This is a genomic window from Marinomonas foliarum, assembly GCF_016906065.1.
In the GTDB taxonomy this organism is placed as follows: domain Bacteria; phylum Pseudomonadota; class Gammaproteobacteria; order Pseudomonadales; family Marinomonadaceae; genus Marinomonas; species Marinomonas foliarum.
This window is the reverse complement of sequence record NZ_CP070273.1, coordinates 3,911,307-3,932,793: the sequence shown is the minus strand read 5'-3', so window position 1 is coordinate 3,932,793 and position 21,487 is coordinate 3,911,307. Positions and strand designations below refer to the sequence as shown.

The 21,487-nt window shown below is 43.2% G+C and carries 17 protein-coding genes; 2 read left to right on the top strand and 15 right to left on the bottom strand.

Translation table 11 applies throughout. From position 1 onward, the window contains the following. Nucleotide 1: 1 nt before the first annotated feature. Complete coding sequence (locus JSY38_RS18190) at nucleotides 2-610, bottom strand: DUF2760 domain-containing protein (protein ID WP_114412162.1); 609 nt, start codon at nucleotides 608-610, stop codon at nucleotides 2-4. Between the two features lie 21 nt (nucleotides 611-631). Then, entirely contained in the window at nucleotides 632-2,560 is a 1,929-nt protein-coding gene (locus JSY38_RS18185; protein ID WP_205114594.1) for an ATP-binding cassette domain-containing protein, read from the bottom strand. Between the two features lie 256 nt (nucleotides 2,561-2,816). Here JSY38_RS18185 and JSY38_RS18180 point away from each other — a divergent pair, with 256 nt between their 5' ends. Both JSY38_RS18180 and JSY38_RS18175 read left to right on the top strand, forming a co-directional pair. Continuing rightward, nucleotides 2,817-3,911, top strand: coding sequence for an efflux RND transporter periplasmic adaptor subunit (locus tag JSY38_RS18180; RefSeq protein WP_205114592.1), 1,095 nt, complete (start codon nucleotides 2,817-2,819; stop codon nucleotides 3,909-3,911). Between the two features lie 14 nt (nucleotides 3,912-3,925). After that, entirely contained in the window at nucleotides 3,926-7,099 is a 3,174-nt protein-coding gene (locus JSY38_RS18175; RefSeq protein WP_205114590.1) for an efflux RND transporter permease subunit, read from the top strand. Between the two features lie 124 nt (nucleotides 7,100-7,223). Here JSY38_RS18175 and JSY38_RS18170 read toward each other — a convergent pair whose 3' ends face one another. The 13 genes from JSY38_RS18170 to JSY38_RS18110 all read right to left on the bottom strand — a co-directional run bounded on the left by JSY38_RS18170 (nucleotide 7,224) and on the right by JSY38_RS18110 (nucleotide 21,389). Further along, nucleotides 7,224-8,396, bottom strand: a complete 1,173-nt coding sequence (locus JSY38_RS18170) for an O-succinylhomoserine sulfhydrylase (protein ID WP_205114588.1) — start codon at nucleotides 8,394-8,396, stop codon at nucleotides 7,224-7,226. An 88-nt stretch (nucleotides 8,397-8,484) separates the two neighbouring features. Next, complete coding sequence (gene purF / locus JSY38_RS18165) at nucleotides 8,485-9,993, bottom strand: amidophosphoribosyltransferase (RefSeq protein ID WP_205114586.1); 1,509 nt, start codon at nucleotides 9,991-9,993, stop codon at nucleotides 8,485-8,487. 75 nt (nucleotides 9,994-10,068) lie between these two features. Beyond that, nucleotides 10,069-10,602, bottom strand: a complete 534-nt coding sequence (locus JSY38_RS18160) for a CvpA family protein (protein ID WP_114412156.1) — start codon at nucleotides 10,600-10,602, stop codon at nucleotides 10,069-10,071. 76 nt (nucleotides 10,603-10,678) lie between these two features. Next, nucleotides 10,679-11,257 carry an SPOR domain-containing protein gene (locus JSY38_RS18155; protein WP_239544060.1) on the bottom strand — a complete coding sequence of 193 codons (579 nt, stop codon included), beginning with the start codon at nucleotides 11,255-11,257 and terminating at the stop codon, nucleotides 10,679-10,681. Nucleotides 11,258-11,260: 3 nt separating this feature from the next. Further along, on the bottom strand, nucleotides 11,261-12,517 hold the full coding sequence (gene folC / locus JSY38_RS18150; protein WP_114412155.1) for a bifunctional tetrahydrofolate synthase/dihydrofolate synthase: 1,257 nt from the start codon (nucleotides 12,515-12,517) through the stop codon (nucleotides 11,261-11,263). 4 nt (nucleotides 12,518-12,521) lie between these two features. Further along, entirely contained in the window at nucleotides 12,522-13,388 is an 867-nt protein-coding gene (gene accD / locus JSY38_RS18145; RefSeq protein ID WP_114412154.1) for an acetyl-CoA carboxylase, carboxyltransferase subunit beta, read from the bottom strand. 31 nt (nucleotides 13,389-13,419) lie between these two features. Further along, nucleotides 13,420-14,226: a tryptophan synthase subunit alpha gene (gene trpA / locus JSY38_RS18140; protein WP_205114584.1), complete on the bottom strand. Its 807-nt coding sequence runs from the start codon at nucleotides 14,224-14,226 to the stop codon at nucleotides 13,420-13,422. Then, nucleotides 14,223-15,434, bottom strand: a complete 1,212-nt coding sequence (gene trpB, locus JSY38_RS18135; protein WP_114412152.1) for a tryptophan synthase subunit beta — start codon at nucleotides 15,432-15,434, stop codon at nucleotides 14,223-14,225. Before trpB ends, trpA begins: the two co-directional genes overlap by 4 nt. Further along, the gene (locus JSY38_RS18130) at nucleotides 15,427-16,044 is read right to left on the bottom strand and encodes a phosphoribosylanthranilate isomerase (protein ID WP_205114583.1); all 618 of its coding nucleotides are present in this window, start codon (nucleotides 16,042-16,044) and stop codon (nucleotides 15,427-15,429) included. Before JSY38_RS18130 ends, trpB begins: the two co-directional genes overlap by 8 nt. Beyond that, nucleotides 16,028-16,852: a tRNA pseudouridine(38-40) synthase TruA gene (gene truA, locus JSY38_RS18125; RefSeq protein WP_205114582.1), complete on the bottom strand. Its 825-nt coding sequence runs from the start codon at nucleotides 16,850-16,852 to the stop codon at nucleotides 16,028-16,030. Before truA ends, JSY38_RS18130 begins: the two co-directional genes overlap by 17 nt. Next, nucleotides 16,845-19,070 carry a motility hub landmark protein FimV gene (locus JSY38_RS18120; protein ID WP_205114581.1) on the bottom strand — a complete coding sequence of 742 codons (2,226 nt, stop codon included), beginning with the start codon at nucleotides 19,068-19,070 and terminating at the stop codon, nucleotides 16,845-16,847. The genes truA and JSY38_RS18120 overlap by 8 nt, the downstream gene beginning before the upstream one ends. A gap of 321 nt (nucleotides 19,071-19,391) precedes the next feature. After that, nucleotides 19,392-21,038, bottom strand: a complete 1,647-nt coding sequence (groL, locus tag JSY38_RS18115) for a chaperonin GroEL (RefSeq protein ID WP_114412148.1) — start codon at nucleotides 21,036-21,038, stop codon at nucleotides 19,392-19,394. A 60-nt stretch (nucleotides 21,039-21,098) separates the two neighbouring features. Then, nucleotides 21,099-21,389 (bottom strand): co-chaperone GroES, encoded by a 291-nt coding sequence (locus JSY38_RS18110; RefSeq protein ID WP_024022707.1) that lies wholly within the window; start codon nucleotides 21,387-21,389, stop codon nucleotides 21,099-21,101. Nucleotides 21,390-21,487 lie beyond the last annotated feature (98 nt).

The following is a 21,487-nucleotide window of genomic DNA, read 5'->3' as shown; positions in this document are numbered from 1 at the left end:
GTTATACCTCGATTTCAGCTGGCGCTAGAATATTTAGGCTTTCTGTATTGGTTACTTTTGGCAGACGAGTTTCCGTCACTTTCCAACCAGGATGAATCAGCGTGCCAGAGTATGGCCCATCACCCTCCACTCGACCTTCCAACTTGATCTGCTTGGAATCGTAACCAGATGGCACTTCTACACGGCTATTTTCCGCGGCACTGTTCACAGCATCAAGAGACACAACATCGATGGTAAAATGTTGCTTCAATACTTTAGAACAACCAGCGTGAATTTGGCGAGACGCCGCCCCCACGTCCGCATCGCTGTAATCATCAATGCTTTCTTGGATGAAATCGATAAAGCGCGCTTCTTGTTGCAACAGTTGTAGTAACTGATGTGCTCCGTCAGTGTTGACCGTATCCAAAACAGGTGCAGCGACTTCGATTTCACGAATCACTTCCACTTCCTCTGTTATGACTTTAGGCTCGACTTCGAAGGCAAATGGCTCGCCTTGATCAACTGTTTGACAGCGAGCGGCATAGTCGCCGCTCCCCATGTATTTAAAGAACTGACCAAAAGCGCCAAAAAAGCGCGGCATAAATGAAACTGGTTTAATTTTATTCGTCATAATCTACCCGTTTTGCGCAATTTAACCGTTTTGCATTTCTTCAAGCTCTAACCAACGCTCCATGGTTGTTTCAAGCTCTTCTTCTTTATGCGCTAATTTCGCCAAGGTTTTCTGAACCTTATCCGCATCATCGGTATAAAATTCTGGCGCGCTAGTGGTGACATGCAAAGCGGCGATTTCTTCTTCCAACTTCGCAATGGTCGCAGGCATGTTGTCAAATTCGCGCTGTATTTTATAGCTTAGCTTCGCTTTTGGTTTCACCTGCACAGAGGATTTTTTATCCTCTTCGACTTTTTTTGCGTCTGCTTTGGCTTTTTCTTTTTTACTTGGTATGTCGTCGGTTTGCGATGTGGATTCTGTTGGGAATTTACCACCTTGACGAATCCAGTCTTGATATCCGCCAACGTATTCTTTCACTCGGCCTTCGCCTTCAAAAGCAATCACGCTGGTGACCACATTATCTAGAAAAGCACGGTCATGGCTGACCAATAACAAGGTGCCATCGTAGCTCATTAGAAGCTCTTCAAGCAGTTCTAATGTTTCCACATCAAGGTCGTTGGTTGGCTCATCCATGATCAATAGATTGGCTGGGCGAGTAAATAACTTCGCTAGCAATACACGATTTCGCTCACCACCAGACAAGGCTTTTACTGGAGTACGAGCACGTTCAGGTGGGAAAAGGAAGTCACCAAGATAGCCAATAACATGTTTGTTCTGACCATTAATTTCGATAACGTCTTTGCCTTCACCAACATTTTCCGCAACCGTTTGTTCTGGATCTAGTTGCTCTCGCAGCTGATCGAAATACGCTACGTTTAGTTTTGTTCCTTGACGAACAACACCTGCTGTGGGCTCAAGATCTCCCAGCAGGATTTTCAGAAAAGTACTTTTACCGCAACCATTTGGACCAATCAGACCAATTCGATCTCCGCGATTTACAACAAAGTCCATTGGTTGAAGAATCACTTTATCTTCGAAAGAGTGACCCACTTGGGTGAATTCTGCTACCAACTTACCTGACTTGTCTTTGGTCTCAATCGCCATTTTTGCGTTGCCTTGGCGGTTAATGCGTTCAGAACGTTCTTCACGTAAGGCTTTCAAAGCTCGAACTCGGCCTTCATTACGAGTACGACGCGCTTTAATACCTTGGCGAATCCAGACTTCTTCTTCTGCAAGACGCTTATCGAACAAGGCGTTTGCGCGCTCTTCTTCTTCGAGCATCTTCTCTTTAAAAGCAAGGAAAGCGGTGATGTTACCGCTGAAGGAAATAAGATTACCGCGATCAAGCTCTATGATGCGGTTAGCCAGCTTCTCTAGGAAACGACGATCATGGGTAATAAATAAGATCAAACCGCGAAATTGCTGAAGCTGTTGCTCCATCCATTCGATTGTTGGCACATCCAAATGGTTGGTTGGCTCGTCTAATAGCAAAACATCTGGGTTAGAAATCAACGCCTGCGCCAAAATAACGCGACGACGCCAACCACCAGACAGTTCAGACATCAGCTTATCAGCAGGCAAAGCCAAACGCTGAATCATGTGATTCACTCGTTGCTCTAAATCCCAGCCCTGAATTCGATCTAATTCAGTCTGAATATCACTTAACTCATTGGCGTGATCATTCTCGAAATCTTCTAATAATTTGAAGTAACGAGTCATTAACGAGTGCGCTTCACCAGCACCCTCACTGACCACTTCACGTACGGTTTTTTCATTCGCATCCGGCAGCTCTTGGGGTAACTGAGCGACCTTCATGCCACCTTCAATGCGCACCATACCTTCATCAGCAACTTGCTCGCCGGAGATAACTTTTAACAGTGTAGATTTACCTGCACCATTACGACCAATTATTGCGACACGTTCTCCAGCCTCAGCTGCAAAACTAATTTTTGACAGCAGTGGATTATGCCCAAAAGCTACACTAATCTGTTCTAACGACAATAGACTCATATCTATCCATATAAAGTAAAAATTTTGTGGCGGTATAGTATCATTCTTCTAAGAGAAGGTTCAGCAAATACAAGCTTTCAAAGTATAAAAAGAAAAGAAATCTTAGTTTAACGGAGCATTTATAGTGTTTTTTTCCCTGCAACGAATTAACAATATAACCATTAGTACAGTAATTTTATAAAACCTCTTTATTCATTATCTTTTGAGCATATACTAGGTTTGGCATAATAATGATTTTCAATCAACGGAGTATTGAATGGCGTTAAAAAACAAGTTAGGACCAATAACAGCAGTGGTCGTGGCAACAGCAACAGTGGGATGGATGCTCGCTGGAGGCAATGGCATTACTGTTAGTAATCCTCAAGGTCAGCCCGATGAAAACACTGTATCCTCTCAATCAGCTGAGATTAAACAAGCCTATTCAGTCCAAGCCAAAACGTTAACGCCTAAACGCATTGAAATGCACCTACCTCTGAGTGGTAAAACACTAGCCGGAGAGACTTTAAACCTAGTTAATAGCTATCAAGGAAGAGTCACTAAACTGCCAATCGAAAAAGGCCAGTTTGTTAAAAAAGGCCAGTCGATGATGCAAATCGACACACGAACACTAAAGATACAAATTGAACAAGCTGGCTTACAGGTTAAACAACGTCAGCTTGAACTAGATGGAATTAAAAAGCTTAACTCTACTAATCTCACGTCAAAAGTTAATGTCGCGCAAGCTGAAACAGATCTTGCTTCTGCAAAAGCTAATCAGAGTTCGTTGCTAATCGATTTAGAAAACGCCAGTCTTAGCGCACCTTTCTCAGGCATCCTAAACACTCTTGATGTGCAGGTAGGACAGGTTCTTTCATCTGGAGAATCTATAGGTTCATTAGTTTCGATCAATCCAATTAAAGTGAAAGTGGACATACCGCAAAACAAAATCCACCAAGTGGAAATTGGCACTCCAGGTAATATTCGACTTGAATCTGGTTATGAAGCAGATGGTTTTGTCTCTTACATTAGCGCGACAGCAAATGAATCTAGCCGCACCATTAGTGTTGAAATGCAAATAGACAACCCAAACAACATTATCCCAGCAGGATTAACCGCAGCGGTTGATTTCATTATTGATGAACAAAAAGCACATGCATTGTCCCCTGCTCTATTGACCCTAGACGATACAGGTCGCACCGCCATCAAAACCATCAGCATCGACAATACTGTGACTATCACGCCAGTCGACATTGTTAAATCTGAACGCGATCACGTCTGGGTTATTGGCCTACCTGATAATGTCAACGTCATCACTGTAGGACAAGGTTTTGTATCTGCAGGCGATCTTGTTGACGCACACTACCAAAACTAGAGAGGCCTACCAATATGCAAGCATTAATTGAGGCCGCTTTAGCACGTTCTCGTACCGTCATGATGTTCTTCGTACTTATATTAATTATGGGGACGGTGTCTTATATCGAAATTGCTAAGGAAAACGATCCTGACATTACAATCCCCATGGCTTATGTGTCCGTATCACTAGAAGGTATTTCCCCTGAGGACGCTGACAGTTTATTAGTCCACCCTTTAGAAAAAGAATTAAAGGGCTTGGACGGCCTCAAAGAGCTGAAATCAACCGCTTCAGAAGGCCATGCCTCAATTATCTTGGAGTTTCTATCTGGCGTAGACATTGACCAAGCTATCAGCGACACCAAAGATAAAGTTGACAGGGCCAAAAGTGAGCTACCAAGCGATGCTGATGAGCCAACTGTATCCGAAATCAATCTGTCTACTTTTCCAGTTTTACGAGTTAATTTATCCGGTAATGTAGATTTCGGTACCCTCAGCCGCACAGCCAAAAACTTACAGGACGCTATTGAAGCGGTTGATGGTGTATTAGAAGCAAACATTAGTGGCGATAGAGAGCAGGAAGCACAAATCATCATTCGCCCAGAGCAGCTTGAATCTTACAACTTATCCCTGAGTGATGTTGCTAACTTTGTTTCTAATAATAACCGCTTGGTGGCCGCTGGTAATTTAGATACGGGCGCAGGACGCTTTTCTCTAAAAGTCCCAGGTCTATTAAAAACCAAAGAAGACATTCTTAACTTACCAATTAAAGCAGATGGTGATCAGGTTGTTTTATTAGGCGACATTGCCACAGGTGAGCTAACTTTCGAGGATCCCAGCAGTTATGCGCGAGTTGAAGGCAAACGCAGCATCACTTTAGGAGTCTCTAAACGCGTTGGCGCCAATATTATAAATACTATTGCGGCAGTCAAAAACGTAGTTGAAAACGAAAGTCAGCAATGGCCAAGTGGCGTTGAATATAACCTCACAGGTGACAAATCAACCGACATAGAAACCTCACTCAACGATCTCTTCAACAATGTTCTAGCAGCCACTCTATTGGTAATGATCGTAATTGTTTGGGCCCTCGGAATAAGAAGCGCTATATTAGTCGGCTTAGCAATCCCTGGGGCATTCCTAGCAGGCATTCTGATTTTAAACCTACAAGGCTTCACCATTAATATGGTGGTGCTCTTTGCCTTAATCCTCAGCGTAGGCATGCTTGTAGATGGCGCTATTGTAGTCACCGAGTACGCTGATAGAAAGCTGGCTGAAGGAGCATCTAAACGACAAGCCTATAGCGAAGCAGCTAAACGCATGGCATGGCCAATTACCGCCTCTACAGCCACAACATTGGCTGTATTTATGCCGCTATTGTTTTGGCCTGACATAGTTGGCGAATTCATGCGCTTTATGCCGATCACTATCATTGCAACACTGGCCTCTTCTCTTGTCATGGCGCTTATTGTGATCCCCACGATAGGATCGATTATTGGTAAAAAAGGCGCCTATAGTGATAAAACAATGCACGCTCTACGCATTACAGAGACGGGCGACCTTAGAGAGCTCACTGGCCCAACAGGGCTATACGGTCGAGTGCTGACACGCCTAGTCGAAAAGCCTATTTGGGTTTTAATGTTTACTATCGTTTTGCTAATTAGTATTTTCATGAGTTATGGAAAATTCGGTAAAGGCGTCGAATTTTTTCCTAATATTGAGCCCGAATCAGCCAACCTAGACATTCGTGCTCGTGGTGACCTCTCTCTTAAGGAAAAAGACACACTCGTTCAATTAGTAGAACGACAAGTTATCGGCACTCGTGAATTGAAAAGTGTCGTTGCTACAACCTATGCAACACCAGGTAATAATGTGGCACCAGATAGTATTGGCACCATTACTATGGAGTTTATCGAGTGGTACAAACGAGATTCAGCTAATGTCATTCTCGATAGAATTAGAGAGAAAACCAAACAAATCCCTGGTATAGAAGTTACCGCTGAAAAAGAGCAAGGAGGACCTCAATCTGGCGCCGATATCCAGTTACAATTAAGCTCTAATTACTCAGAAGCACTGAATATTGCAGCCGACGAAATAAGTAAACAACTACTGCTAAGAGATGAGATTCTGACAGTTAGTGACGATCGATCTCTAGCCGGAATTGAATGGCGTATTGATATTAACCGTGCCGAAGCAAGCCGCTACGGTGTTGATGTTACTAGTCTAGGTAATGTAATAAAGCTAGTGACGACCGGCATTACCCTAAGTGATTTTCTACCTGAAGGCGCAGATGACAAAATTGATATCGTGCTGCGCTATCCAGTAAATCAACGAAATCTGGACCAGTTGGATCAGCTACAGATCCCAACTAATCAAGGTAGCATCCCAGCTAGTAACTTTATTTATCGCTACGCTGCACCTAAGCAAGGTGTCATTAACCGCACTGATGGTAAGAAAACAATCAAAATTGATGCCGATGTGAAAGATGGTTTAGTTGTTGATGAAGTTATTAAAGCAATTAAAGTGAAACTCGATGCTGCGAATATTGATCAGTCGGTCCGTTACGACTTCCGTGGCAATACGGAAGAGCAGCAAAAATCGATGATATTCTTATTGAAAGCATTTGGGGTTGCCTTCTTTATCATGGCGATTATTTTGGTCACCCAGTTTAATAATTTCTTCCAATGCTTATTGATTTTAAGCGCGGTGATTTTCTCAACTATGGGCGTTTTGATCGGCTTACTGACTAAAGGTCAGCCCTTTGGCATTGTCATGAGTGGTGTCGGTGTTATTGCCTTGGCTGGCATTGTGGTCAATAACAACATTGTTCTTATTGATACATTCAACGGTCTACGCAAACAAGGCATGATGGTGCGTGAAGCAGCAATCCGTACAGGTGTTCAACGCCTCAGACCAGTAATGCTGACGACCATCACCACTATCCTTGGCTTAGTACCTATGGTGTTTCAATTTAATATTGATCTTATCCATCAATCTTTTAGTGTTGGCGCCCCCTCAGCACAATGGTGGACGCAACTTTCGACAGCTATCGCTGGAGGCTTAACATTCGCAACCCCTTTGACACTTATACTAACCCCGTGTTTATTAGTGCTGGGCTATAGGCGCAAAGAGCGAAAGCAACTAGAAGCACTACAAGAACAAACTATAGAAAAAGCCGACCAAACGACAGTCAATAAGGATGAAGAATCCTAACGACGGCCCCTTATCAAATTGACTACATTCTAAGAAAATAAAAAAGCGGACTTAGATATTTTCTAAGTCCGCTTTTTTGAATCTTCACACTACTCACTGTAAAACAAAGTACATAAATGCTTTGTTATAGTTTTGCCAATGCCTGATCAACATCAGCAATAATATCGCCGATACCTTCTAAGCCTACAGATACTCGAACCAAGCCTTCAGCAATACCTGCCTTGAACTTCTCATCATCCGTTAATCGACCATGCGTCGTGGTTGCTGGGTGCGTAACTAACGTTTTTGTGTCGCCTAAATTCCCAGTAATAGACATCAACTTAGTGGCATTAATGAAAGTCCAAGCAGCCTTACGACCACCTTCAACTTCGAATGACAATAAACCACCAAAGTCTTTTTGTTGCTGCTTAGCGAGTTCGTGGTACTTATGACTTGGCAAGCCGCCATAGTTCACCTTCAACACTTTAGGATGAGTTTCTAAGAACTCGGCCAATTTCAATGCATTAGAGGAATGCGCCGTCATACGCAATGACAAGGTCTCAAGACCATTCAGTAGCACCCATGCATTAAACGGGCTCATGCATGGCCCTGCACTACGCATAAATGCTGTGAAAACATCAACAATGTCTTTACTAGAAATCAAGGCACCACCAAGACAGCGACCTTGGCCATCAATAAACTTCGTAGCAGATTGCATGACGATATCAGCACCTTGCGTCAGCGGATTTTGCAATGCCGGCGTTGCTAACACAGTATCAACACACAATAAGGCACCTTTGACATGAGCCAATTCAGCCACTCGAGCTACATCAACCACTTCGTACAATGGGTTAGAAGGCGTTTCGAAATAACATAAACGGGTCTTGTCGTTGATCGCCTCTTCCCATGCGGTATAATCTGTCGCATCTACATACACGACTTCAACGCCAAATTTCACGGTATAAGTATTAAAAAACTTAACCGTAGAGCCAAAAATATTTCGTGAACAGACAACACGATCGCCCGCACTTAACAAGCTATATGCCAGAGTCATTAGGGCTGCCATGCCTGAGCTGGTCGCTATGGCCGCTTCCCCCTTCTCCAATGCAGCAAGACGCTTTTCAAAAAGCTCTACTGTTGGATTGGTAAAACGAGAATAAACATTACCATCATCTTCGCCAGAGAATTTACCAGCCGCTTCTTCTGCGCTGGAATAGGCGAAGCTTGATGTCATGAAAATAGCTTCGCTGTTTTCTTGTTCCTGCGTTTGACGAGCGCCTGCATGAATGGCTTTCGTCGCATCATTATATTCCGACATTCGTGTCTCTCCAAAATTGCCTTAGCTGAAAACAACAAAGCCAGGCGTGACCTGGCTTTGTTTCGTAAGTCACTATCAAATGATTTTGCTACATAGGGTGCATCATGTCACTACCAGAAGCGACTTCAATTGAAGATTTCTGAGAGTCATTACGTGCATTCTCAAGGCGAGCAAGATAAGCACCATCAATATTGCCAGTGATGTATTTACCATCAAACACAGAAGTGTCAAATTCACGAACGTCCGAGTGTTTGTCATCAATACATGCTTCAATCAAATCAGCCAAATCTTGGAAAATCAGCTTATCAGCACCAATCAATTCGCAAATTTCTTCTACATTGCGACCATTAGCAATCAGCTCAGTTACTGCAGGCATGTCAATACCATACACGTTAGGATAGCGAACCTCCGGAGCGGCAGAAGCGATATACACTTTCTTCGCGCCAGCTTCACGTGCCATCTCAATAATCTCTTTACTCGTCGTACCACGAACAATAGAGTCATCAACCAACAATACTGTTTTGTCTTTAAACTCAAAAGGTACTGGGTTAAGTTTTTGGCGTACAGATTTCTTACGTACCGATTGACCAGGCATGATAAAAGTACGACCGATATAACGGTTTTTAACTAAACCTTCACGAAATGGGATATTAAGCGTTTGCGCTATCTGCAGTGCCGCTGTTCGGCTCGTGTCTGGAATTGGGATAACAACATCAATGTCATGATCCTTCCATTCACGCTCAATTTTAGCCGCCAGGCGGTCACCCATGTTCATGCGTGCTTTGTAAACAGAAATACTGTCGATTACTGTGTCTGGACGTGCAAAGTATACATATTCAAACAAACAAGGACGGGCTACTTTTTTCTCTGTGCATTGACGTACATGTACATTGTGATTCACATCGAAGAAAATCGCTTCGCCAGGCTGAATATCGCGCTCAATTTTAAAGCCTGCTGCATCCAAAGCGACGCTCTCAGAAGCAACCATGTATTCAACCCCCGCCTCAGTTTGGCGAGAACCATAAATCAACGGACGAATACCATCTGGATCACGGAATGCCAAAATGCCATAACCAGTAATCAAGGCCGCAACGGCGTAACCACCTTCGATACGATTATAAACACGCTCAAGCGCATTAAAAATATCTTCTGGCGTTGGGATTAGCTTATTTTCCAAATGCAACTCATGAGCAAGAACATTCAATAACACTTCTGAGTCAGACGTAGTATTCACATGGCGTAAATCAGACTCAAATACTTCTTGCTTAAGCTTTTCGGTATTCGTCAAATTACCATTATGCGCAAGTGAAATACCATATGGAGAGTTAACGTAAAAAGGCTGAGCTTCTGCTGAACTAGAAGTACCAGCGGTTGGGTAACGAGCATGACCAATGCCAATATTACCGTGTAGTTTTTTCATATGACGAGTGCGAAATACTTCACTCACCGGACCATTGTCTTTGCGTAAGCACAAACGTCCATTATGGCTTGTTACCATGCCTGCTGCATCTTGCCCGCGATGTTGAAGAAGGGTTAATGCATCAAAGATGGCTTGATTGACCATGGATGTGCCTACGACACCAACGATACCACACATGTTCTAAATCCTCGTGTTGGGGAATTGCGGCAAACACCGCAAGTTTCTATCTATTTTTGTTGTTACCGATAACAACTAATTGCCAAGAGCACGATCAATGAGAGACGAATCCATAAGATCCGAGCTCTTGCCTAACATATCACGCGTCCAGTTATTCAACTGCCCCAATTGAGGAATCAATTGAGATGTTTTCCAAAACTCCGTTTTTTCTATTGCTGGGCTTAAACTCAACAACGCAACAAAAGCCACAACGACTAAGCCACCACGAGCAAAGCCAAACAACATTCCTAACACCCTGTCGGTACTCGACAAGCCCGTCACTTGAATTAAGGAGCCTAGCAAAAAGCTTACTAACGCCCCTACAATTAACGAAGCGATAAAAAGCGAAACAAAAGAAACAATATATCGAATTTGATCATTTTGAACTTGATCAATTAATAGAGACTGCATTTGATCAGAAAATTTTACCGACACCACAAAGGCCACAACCCAAGTTAGCAAGGATAAAACCTCTTTCACAAACCCTCTTTTTAAACTCAAAAGAGTAGAAAGAACTACTACTGCAATAATCAACCAATCAACAGTCGATAGAGAACTTACCTGCTCCATGAAAACCTCTAAAAAATCGCTGCGGAGTTTAACAGACGCCTAACTTTTTCCAAACACTGCAAAATAAATATTCAGCTTAATTAACTGAATATTTCACAACAATGCCGCTCAAACTAAACTCTTTTTTAATTTCATCTCGCAGTTTATCGGAGACTTCACGCTTTAATTCTGGACCAACATACACTTTATAAAGCGAGTTGGTCGTAAGGCTGTATGCATCGTACTTAGCAGCCTTAAGTTTTTCTACCAATCGGGTAGCATTGTCTTTGCTTTTGAACGTGGCAATTTGCAATGTCCAGCGATCAGCCACTACCGTAGGTGTGAGTTTCTCAACAGGCGCTTTTACTTGCGGTGTCGATACTTCTGGTTGAGCTGCACTAATCTGAGAAACATCTTTTGCCGCTTTTGGCACAGGTATTAATTCAATATTCCCAGTGTCACTGCCTGAGTCTTGCATAGACGCAACAGGTAAGCTGTCAACAGGTTGAACAGGGGCAATTTCAATAGTAGGAAACGCCGGGGGCGACGTTACTTGAACCTGCATATCCAGTTCTTCCGGACGTTCTCCGTCTAGGATTAATGGTAGAATAATCGAGGCGGATAACACCATAATCCCTGCACCAATAAGCCTATACATAATGGTTCTATCTATCATAAATCACTCTTCCAATTGACCGAGCGCCAAATATTCTGAGACGGTTACAAAGGAGCCAAAAACAATCACAGGGCACCCAACTTGCTTTGCTTGCGTTAAAGCTGCCTCAAAGGCACCTTGAACAGAGCTGAAAGCATTAATATCAAAAGACGGGCTATGGGAATGCTGCACAATATACTTATTAAGTTCATTGGCTTTCGCACCCCTTGGACCAGGTAAATCACAACAAAACCAGCTAGAAAAACTATCAGCAAGATAAGTCATCACACTATTAATGTCTTTGTCTTTTAACATGCCACAAACAGCAATTGGCTTGACAGGCAAATGTTTTATGCGCTGCGCCAGCTCCAAAGCCGCTTCCGGATTATGTGCGACATCAATATAAACATCAGGTGAAGAAGCTACTTTCTGAAAACGCCCAGTTAGCTCTGCTGTACTAAATAGTGTCTCAAGATCTTCCTGAGATGGGGCAAACCCCATATACACTAAGACAGCGAGAACAGTAGCAGCATTCTGCAAAGGCAATGTAGGAATCGGTAAATGCTCATACTGAACACCACCTCCGACCCATGACCATTCATGCTCGTTACTGTCAAAGGTATAATCCACTCCCTTTTGATGTAGCCTAGCGCCAATTTCTAACGCGGTGCTAGCAATGGTCTCAGGAGGATTCACCACACCACTGATCAATAATTTGTTTTTTCTAGCTATACCTGTTTTCTCTCTGGCAATAACATCCAAATTATCACCAAGCCAATCGACGTGATCCAACGCGATAGAAGTCACAACAGCAACGTCAGTATCGATCATATTGACAGAATCCAATCGCCCACCCAAACCAACTTCTAGAACCCAATAATCCAATTCGCTTTGATCAAAAATCCACAAAGCTACCAGAGTACTAAATTCAAAATAGGTAAGAGTTATGCCTTCACGTGCCGCTTCTACAGCTTCAAATGCGCGACACAAAAGATCGTCATCACAAGAAGAGTTATTAAGAGCAACACGCTCATTGAATCGAAGAAAATGAGGAGAGGTATAAGTACCAACAGAATAATTTTGACTACATAAATACTGTGTCAGCATGGCACAAGTCGAACCTTTGCCATTAGTGCCAGCCACAGTAATCACATTGACTTTAGGTCTAGATAAATTCAATCGAGCTAATACAGCATTCCCTCGTTCTAGACCTAGCTCTATTTCAGAGGGATGTTGGCTTTCAATGTATGAAAGCCAACTCGCTAATGACGTGTGCGTCATCTAATTAAGCAACCTTATTATTGGTAAGCAAAGATAAGATATTAAATAAACGACCGCGCATTTCATCACGCTTAATAATCATATCAAGAGCGCCCTTATCAAGCAGGAACTCACTACGCTGGAAGCCTTCTGGTAGTTTCTCACGTACTGTTTGCTCAATTACACGAGGACCAGCAAAACCGATCAATGCATTTGGCTCAGCAACGTTTAAATCACCTAGCATAGCCAAAGAAGCAGATACACCACCGAATACAGGGTCTGTCATCACAGAGATGTATGGAATACCTTCTTGCTTCAAACGCTCAAGGCCGGCACTTGTTTTAGCCATTTGCATCAAAGAAATCAAAGCTTCTTGCATACGAGCTCCGCCACTTGCCGAGAAGCAAATAAGAGGAATGCGTTTTTCTAAACAAACATTTACCGCTTGGATAAATCGCTCACCTACAATGGCACCCATAGAGCCGCCCAAGAAGCTAAATTCAAATGCTACAGCAACAACAGGCATACCGTTCAAGACACCCTGCATAGCAACCAAAGCATCTTTCTCGCCAGTTGCTTTTTGTGCATCCGCGATACGGTCTTTATAACGTTTTGAATCTTTAAACTTCAATTTATCTTCAGGCTCAAGATGTGCGCCGATTTCATGACGACCTTCTTTGTCCAAAAAGATATCCAAACGACGACGTGCACTTACACGAAGATGATGCTCGCACTTAGGACAAACATCTAAATTCTTTTCTAGCTCGGGACGATATAAAACGTTTTCACATTTCGGACACTTCTTCCAAAGACCTTCAGGCACAGAGCCTGTGCTGCGCTTTGATTCACTGCGCACAATGGAAGGGACAAATTTATCTAACCAGCTACTCATTTAATTCTCCATATCTCTCGTTGGCTGCCGCTTAAGCGTCCATTTCATTACGCATTGGTAATAAAATATCTTTTAAAGCGCCAGCTATATATTCTTTTTGATGATCTTTATTTTCGGCAATGGCATTAACCAACACACTACCTACAATGACCCCATCAGCACATTGACTGACTAACGCTGCTGTTTTCGCATCACGAATACCGAAGCCAACACCAATCGGTAAGCTAGTAATTGCACGCAATGAATCAACATGTTTTTTAACACTATCTACATCTAACTCAGCAGACCCAGTCACACCCTTAACGGAAACGTAATAAACGTAACCTGTCGCCAAATCACAAATTTTCTTAGCACGCGCTGGTGTCGTAGTCGGTGACAGCAGATAAATAAGATCAATTTCATTCTCTCGGAAGCATTCTACTACATCTGTCGCCTCTTCTGGAGTCAGATCTACTAATAAAACGCCATCAACACCCGCTTCTTTTGCGGCATTTGAAAAAGCTTGATACCCATAAAACTCAATTGGGTTCAAATAGCCCATCAAAACAACCGGAGTGTGAGTATTCTTTTTTCTGAAGTCCGCAATAATTTGCAATACTTTTTTAACACTTGTGCCAGCAGCTAAGCTTCGCTCACAAGCCAACTGAATAACTGGACCGTCCGCCATAGGATCAGAAAATGGCATGCCTATTTCAATCACATCAGCACCCGCATCAACCAAGGCATCCATCAGTGTTACTGCATAATCAGGACTAGGATCACCAGCGGTAATATACGGAATGAGCGCCTTTTTACCAGATTTTTCTAAATTTTCAAAACATTGTTTAATGCGGCTCATACTTCAATCCCATCCAATTCTGCAACGGTAAGAATATCTTTATCACCACGCCCGGAAAGATTAATTACAACTATTTCATCTTTCTCCATCGTCGCAGCGAGCTTCATGCCATAAGCAACAGCATGACTTGATTCAAGCGCAGGCATAATCCCCTCTAGACGAGTAAGATCTCTGAACCCTTGCATCGCTTCATCATCATTAATTGCTACGTAGTTAGCACGACCAATATCTTTCAACCAAGCATGTTCAGGGCCCACGCCCGGATAATCTAAACCCGCAGAAATAGAGTGCGTGCCAATAATTTGGCCGTCATCATCCGCCATCACATAAGTACGATTTCCATGAAGAACACCAGGACGACCAGCACTCAATGGAGCGGCATGACGGCCAGTTTCAATGCCATCACCGCCCGCTTCAACGCCATACATGGCAACACTTTCATCTTTGATGAATGGGTGAAACATACCAATAGCATTTGAACCACCACCAACACAAGCCACAACAGCATCAGGCAAGCGGCCTTCGTGCTCTAGGCATTGCATTTTGGTTTCACGACCAATTACAGCCTGAAAATCTCGTACCAATTTCGGGTATGGGTGAGGACCGGCAGCAGTACCTATAATGTAAAAAGTGTCATCTACATTACCAACCCAATAACGCATGGCTTCATTCAGAGCATCTTTCAACGTTTTAGTGCCAGATTCAACAGAAATAACCTCCGCCCCTAGCAGCTTCATGCGATAAACGTTCAGTGATTGACGGCGAATATCTTCCGCTCCCATAAACACCTTACACTTCAACCCCAAACGAGCAGCCACTGTTGCAGAGGCTACACCGTGCTGACCAGCCCCGGTTTCTGCAATAATATTTGGCTTCCCCATGTGCTTGGCGAGCAAAGCCTGACCAATAGTATTATTTATCTTATGAGCGCCAGTATGATTTAAATCTTCGCGTTTTAAGTAAATCTTAGCCCCACCGGCTTTTTTAGTCAGACGCTCAGCAAAATAAAGCGGAGATGGTCGGCCAACATAATGGGCTAAGTCATAATCAAACGCGGCTTGAAAATTACTGTCTTTAGACAAGCGTTCGTACATTTCGGATAGATCTTCCAAAGCGGACATCAATGTCTCAGAGACAAAGATTCCACCGTAAGAGCCAAAACGGCCATGAGAATCTGGTAAATCTAGATTAATATCGTTGCTATCCACACTTTGCTCCACGAATAAATTCTTGAACCTTAGGCTCGCTCTTAATGCCTTTTGACAACTCAACGCCACCACTTACATCTACAGCGTAAGGGGAAACCTGTTCTATCGCTTGTTTAACATTCTCTCCTGTTAAACCACCTGCTAGCACTATCGGCTTCGATAAGCCTTCAGGAATTAAACACCAATCAAATACCTCGCCAGTTCCACCTGGCACGCCCGCTTTATAAGCATCTAACAATATAGCCAGAGCACTTGGGTATTGATCAACCAAAGCTGAAACATTATCCCCTTGCTTGACCCGCAAAGCTTTCATATAAGGGCGCTTATATCGACAGCACTCGGATTCGGATTCCACACCATGAAATTGAATCATCCAACGTGCATTCGCACTAACCACAGACTCAATTAGCGATGCACTTGCATCAACAAATAAAGCAACGGGCGTAACAAAAGGAGGCAATTGCTCGACAATAGAATTGGCCGTTTCTGGCGAAACATACCTTGGGCTTTTTTCATAAAAAACAAAACCAATAGCATCCGCACCATGCTTACAAGCCATCATTGCATCTTCAAGGTTTGTTATTCCACAGATTTTAACTCGGCAATTCATAGCTAGGCTCGTCTACATAGGGTAAAAAATGAGGACCTAAATGGAGTTTAGGCACATTGAAAACATCAGGGTATTGAGCATCGACAAAATACAAGCCTGTCGGTGGCGCCGTAATACCACCTTTAGTACGGTCTTTCGCATCTAAAGTCTGTTTTGCCCAAGATACGGGCTTTTCTCCCGCCCCTATAGACATTAACACGCCAGCAAAATTTCGAATCATATGATGCAAAAAGGCGTTCGCCCTGACATCTAGAACAATATACTGACCGAGTTTTTGTACGTCAAAGTTAAGAATGGTACGGATGGGGGTATTGGCTTGACAGCCAATAGCACGGAAAGAAGAGAAATCATGAGTACCAAGAAACACTTCCGCAGCCTCTTTCATTGCATCAGCATCAAGTGTTTTATATGTCCAAGTTACCCCCTTTGCCAATATTGCAGGGCAAAAAGGAGAAGAATAAATAACATAACGATAACGACGGCTTAATGCGCTAAAACGGGCATGAAAGTCTTCTGAAGCATAGCTCGCCGCGACAACGGTAATATCAGAGGGGAGATAGGTATTAACGCCTATCGTCCATGCTCGCTCATTACGCTCAACATCCGTCTCAAAATGAACAACTTGCGCACTTGCATGAACACCAGAGTCGGTTCTCCCTGCGCAAACCACCTTAACAGGGTGATTTGCAATAACCGCTAACGCTTTTTCTAAATTCTCCTGAACACTTGGAACACCAGATTTTTGTGCTTGCCAGCCCTTATATTCAGAGCCATTATATTCAACAACCAGTACTACTTTTTTAGTCACTTGGGAACATTCGCTCCATCATATTCTGCGCTTCTGCGATTTGTTTTTCATTGCCGGAGTCAATAACATCTTCAAGGATCACTCGCGCGCCCTCTTCGTCACCCATATCCATATAGGCTCTTGCTAGATCTAATTTGGTTGCAGCTTCATCACCACTGGCATCAAAGAAGTCAAACTCCTCTTCTTCATCGCTAACTTCTTCATCTTGTGCCGCTTCAGCTTCCCCAAAAGATGGAACCTCCATCTCCTCTTCTTGCTGTGCTTCCGCTAAAGATTCTTCAATAGAGTTAGCCAATGTATCGCTTGGAGAACCACTAAAAACAGCTGATTCATCGACATCATCTTGCTCTTCTTCATCAACGTCGTTTAATAAACTTGATACAAAGGACTCTTCTTCACTCTCAGCTTCATCAGCAATAGGATCTTCATCCACCTCAATGGGTTCAGGCGTTACTGTTGGAATGTCATCTTCTTCATCAAACGCTTCTAACTCATCAAAATCATCCGTATCCTCTAAATCCGGCAAAGTATCAGTTAGCCCATCATCCCCACCAAAGGAATCAAAAATATCCTCAACGCTTTCTTCGGAATCCTCTTCAAGAGCACGTTCAAACTCATCCTCAACTGCTGAGTCATCTTCATCTTCGAGCGCGTCATAAGATGGCTCTGTTGAAGCTACGTCTTCTCCAAATGAACCAAAATCCGCTAAGTCGTCATCTTCATCTGGAGTATCAAAATCAAATGCGAACGGATCTTCCTCCTGAGGCTCTTCCGCCACATCTGGCTCATCAGCCACAGCGGATTCAGTTGCCACGACAGCAGCAACTGGTGCCACTGCAGCAGCAGGAGAAAGGTCAAATTCATCCTTTTTTGATGAATCTTGTTCCTCCTGTTTCTTTCCTGAGCGACGCATAACCAAGCCGATTAAAAGTCCAATCAGCAATAAAACAACCGCACCTATAGAGACAACAATAGGGTTACCGAAAACCTTATTTACAAATGAATCCGCTTCCGCCTGCTCTTTCTCTCTGCGTATCTGATCTGCTTCTAATAACTGATCAACGGTATTCTTTTGCTCTTGAAGAGCTTGTTGAGCACTAGCAAACTGTTGCTGTAAATCTGCCATTTGCTTGTCTTTCAAGCTAATAAGCTTCTCTAGCGTCTCTAACTGCTTATTCAGATCACCAAGTTGATTTGATAACTCTGCTTTTTCTCTTTGTTCTTTGTCGAGCATCTCTTTTGATGCAGATAGCTCATTCTGCATAGCACTCATTGAGGCGCTAGAACTTTGTCCAGCATTTGAGCTAGCCATATTCTCAGGCAATAAGCTTTGACCAGACGCTAGCGTTAATTTATCGCCGCCAGCACCAGCTGTACCAGCAGCGGCTTTCGCTTTTGCTTGCGTATTCAATTGAGCCTGTTCAACAGAAGCACCAGATTGAGAGCTTTTCAGAGCCATCCAAGCATTATGCTGTCGCTGAAACTCTTCTTGTGAAATCGACTTATTGAAAAGAGCAATCTGCTCTTGTGTTGGCAAGCGTAAAATTGCACCTTCTTTAAGAAGATTTATATTATCAGAATAAAATGCGTCTTTATTGAGAGCCTGTATTGCCATCATCGTCTGATAAATAGTCAGCTGATTGGTTGGGCGGTTTTGCCCAGCAATAGACCAAAGAGTATTACCCTTGACCACATTTAACTGGCCTTTAGGAGACATTCTCTCAGCAGACAAGGTTGCTTGACGAAAAACTGAATTGGAAGCAGAAGCTGCTTGCTGTGTAGACACTGCAGTCGATTGAACAACATCTTCTTGCGTTTTTTTCACCAATGCAGATTGATTCAGGGGCGTTTGATATTCTCGAACAAGTTGCCCACTTGGCCAACGAGCTGCTAAAACAAAATGAAGCTCATCAACCCTTAAGGCTTGGTCAGACGAGACAGAAACAGCCAGTCGACCATTCTCTCGGATCACATCAAATTTTAGCTGGGATAATACTCTAGTTGGTGCAAAACCCGCTTGACGGAATTCACTCTCACTGCCTAGACGAATTAAAATATCATTGTCAGTTAATGCGCCTACATCGGAAAGCTCTATTCGTCCGCGATAAGGCTCGCCCAAATTTGATTGAGAGGTTAACTCACCCAGTTCCAATGCGTAACTGCTGGACACATACAACGCGCCTGATACAGCAATACTAACGAGGGTTTTTCTGAGCATAAGCTTCCCTTTATTTACAAATAATGGACATAAATATCTGAACAAGTATCTTACACAGGTGACTATTTATCAATAGCTTTAGAATCAATGGTTTGCACTAAATGTAAGAGAGGTACAAAAAATCCAAAAGTAACGTTTTTGAATGACTAATTCTCACTTTTAAAACATACCGTTTTCATAGTCAAAAAAACAACACCCTACCAAAATATGGTAATAGCAACTATAGCACATCGCCAAAAGTTCTCAGCCTAATCACAGTCAAGCATAAAAAAACCCCGCTAAATAGCGAGGTTTCTTTTATCTCAATGGATGAGAGTGGAATTACATCATTCCGCCCATACCACCCATTCCGCCCATGCCACCCATATCAGGCATGCCACCAGCTTCGTCTTTAGGCAAATCAGCAATCATGGCTTCAGTAGTGATCATAAGACCCGCTACAGATGCCGCTGCTTGAAGTGCAGATCGAGTTACTTTAGCTGGATCTAGGATACCCATTTCCAACATATCGCCATACTCGCCAGTTGCAGCGTTGTAACCATAGTTACCTTCGCCCTGCTTAACTTTATCTACAACAACAGAAGCCTCTGCACCTGCGTTGATAACGATTTGACGCATTGGCGCTTCCATCGCACGTAGAGCAAGAGCGATACCAACGCTTTGATCTTCGTTATCACCTTTAAGATCAATGATTTTGGTAAGAGCGCGAACTAGAGCAACACCACCACCGGCAACAACACCTTCTTCAACCGCTGCGCGAGTTGCATGAAGTGCATCATCTACACGTGCTTTCTTCTCTTTCATGGCCAATTCAGTCGCAGCACCAATCTTGATAACAGCAACGCCGCCAGCCAACTTAGCAACACGCTCTTGAAGCTTCTCTTTATCATAATCAGAAGAAGAGTTAGCAATTTCGGCACGAATTTGCTCAACACGACTTGTGATGTTTGCTGCAATACCAGCACCATCAACAATCGTTGTACTCTCTTTAGTCAAAGTAACGCGTTTCGCGGTACCTAGCTGCTCAAGAGTCGCTGTTTCTAAACTCAAACCAACTTCTTCAGAAATAACTGTTGCACCAGAAAGAACCGCAATATCTTCAAGCATTGCTTTACGACGATCACCAAAACCCGGCGCTTTTGTCGCTGCAACTTTAACGATACCGCGCATACTGTTGACAACCAATGTCGCCAACGCTTCGCCTTCAACGTCTTCTGCAATAATCAATAAAGGACGAGACGCTTTCGCAACACCTTCCAATACAGGAAGCAATTCACGAATGTTAGTAATCTTCTTATCAACCAACAGGATAAATGGATTTTCAAGTTCCGCACTCATCGTTTCTTGGTTGTTAATGAAATAAGGAGATAGGTAGCCGCGATCGAACTGCATGCCTTCAACAACAGCTAGTTCGTCATCAAAACCTGAACCTTCTTCAACTGTAATAACGCCTTCTTTACCAACGCGCTCCATTGCTTCAGCAATGATCTTACCAACAGAAGAGTCAGAGTTTGCAGAAATAGTACCAACCTGCTCAATAGCACGAGTATCAGTGCAAGGAGTAGACAAATCAGCAATTTCTTTTACTACTGCAGCAGCGGCTTTATCGATACCACGCTTAAGGTCCATTGGATTACGGCCCGCAGCAACAGCTTTCAAACCCTCAGCAACAATTGCTTGCGCAAGAACTGTCGCTGTTGTTGTACCATCACCAGCAACATCATTGGCTTGAGAGGCAACTTCTTTCACCATTTGTGCGCCCATGTTTTCGAACTTATTTTCAAGCTCGATTTCTTTTGCAACAGTTACACCGTCTTTAGTAACAAGCGGAGCACCAAAAGATTTTTCGATAATAACGTTACGGCCTTTTGGACCTAAAGTTACTTTAACTGCATCCGCAAGAACGTTTACACCTTTCAGCATTTGCTGACGTGCACTGTCTCCAAACTTAACTTCTTTAGCTGACATTCTTTTATACCTTTAAACTGTTTTAAGTGTTACAAATCGAATATGAACTACAAAGATGATTTAGGCTTCAACAACGCCGTAAATTTCATCTTCTTTCATGATAAGTAGCTCTTCACCATTGATTTTCACTGTTTGACCTGAGTACTGACCAAACAACACAGTGTCACCAACGCTAACAGCTAACGCTTGCACGTCGCCATTAGATTGAATACGGCCAGTGCCAACAGCCAAAACCTCGCCTTGTGTAGGCTTTTCTGTAGCAGATCCAGGCAGAACGATACCAGATGCGGTTGTTGTCTCTTCTTCTTTACGGCGAACAACGACACGATCGTGCAAAGGACGAATATTCATCAATCATTTTCTCCAATTAAAACAATACCAGGACTCCCCTGGCAGGACTGCTCTTACTTATAAAAGCAAGAATCTCTATCGAAGTTTTATATACGGCT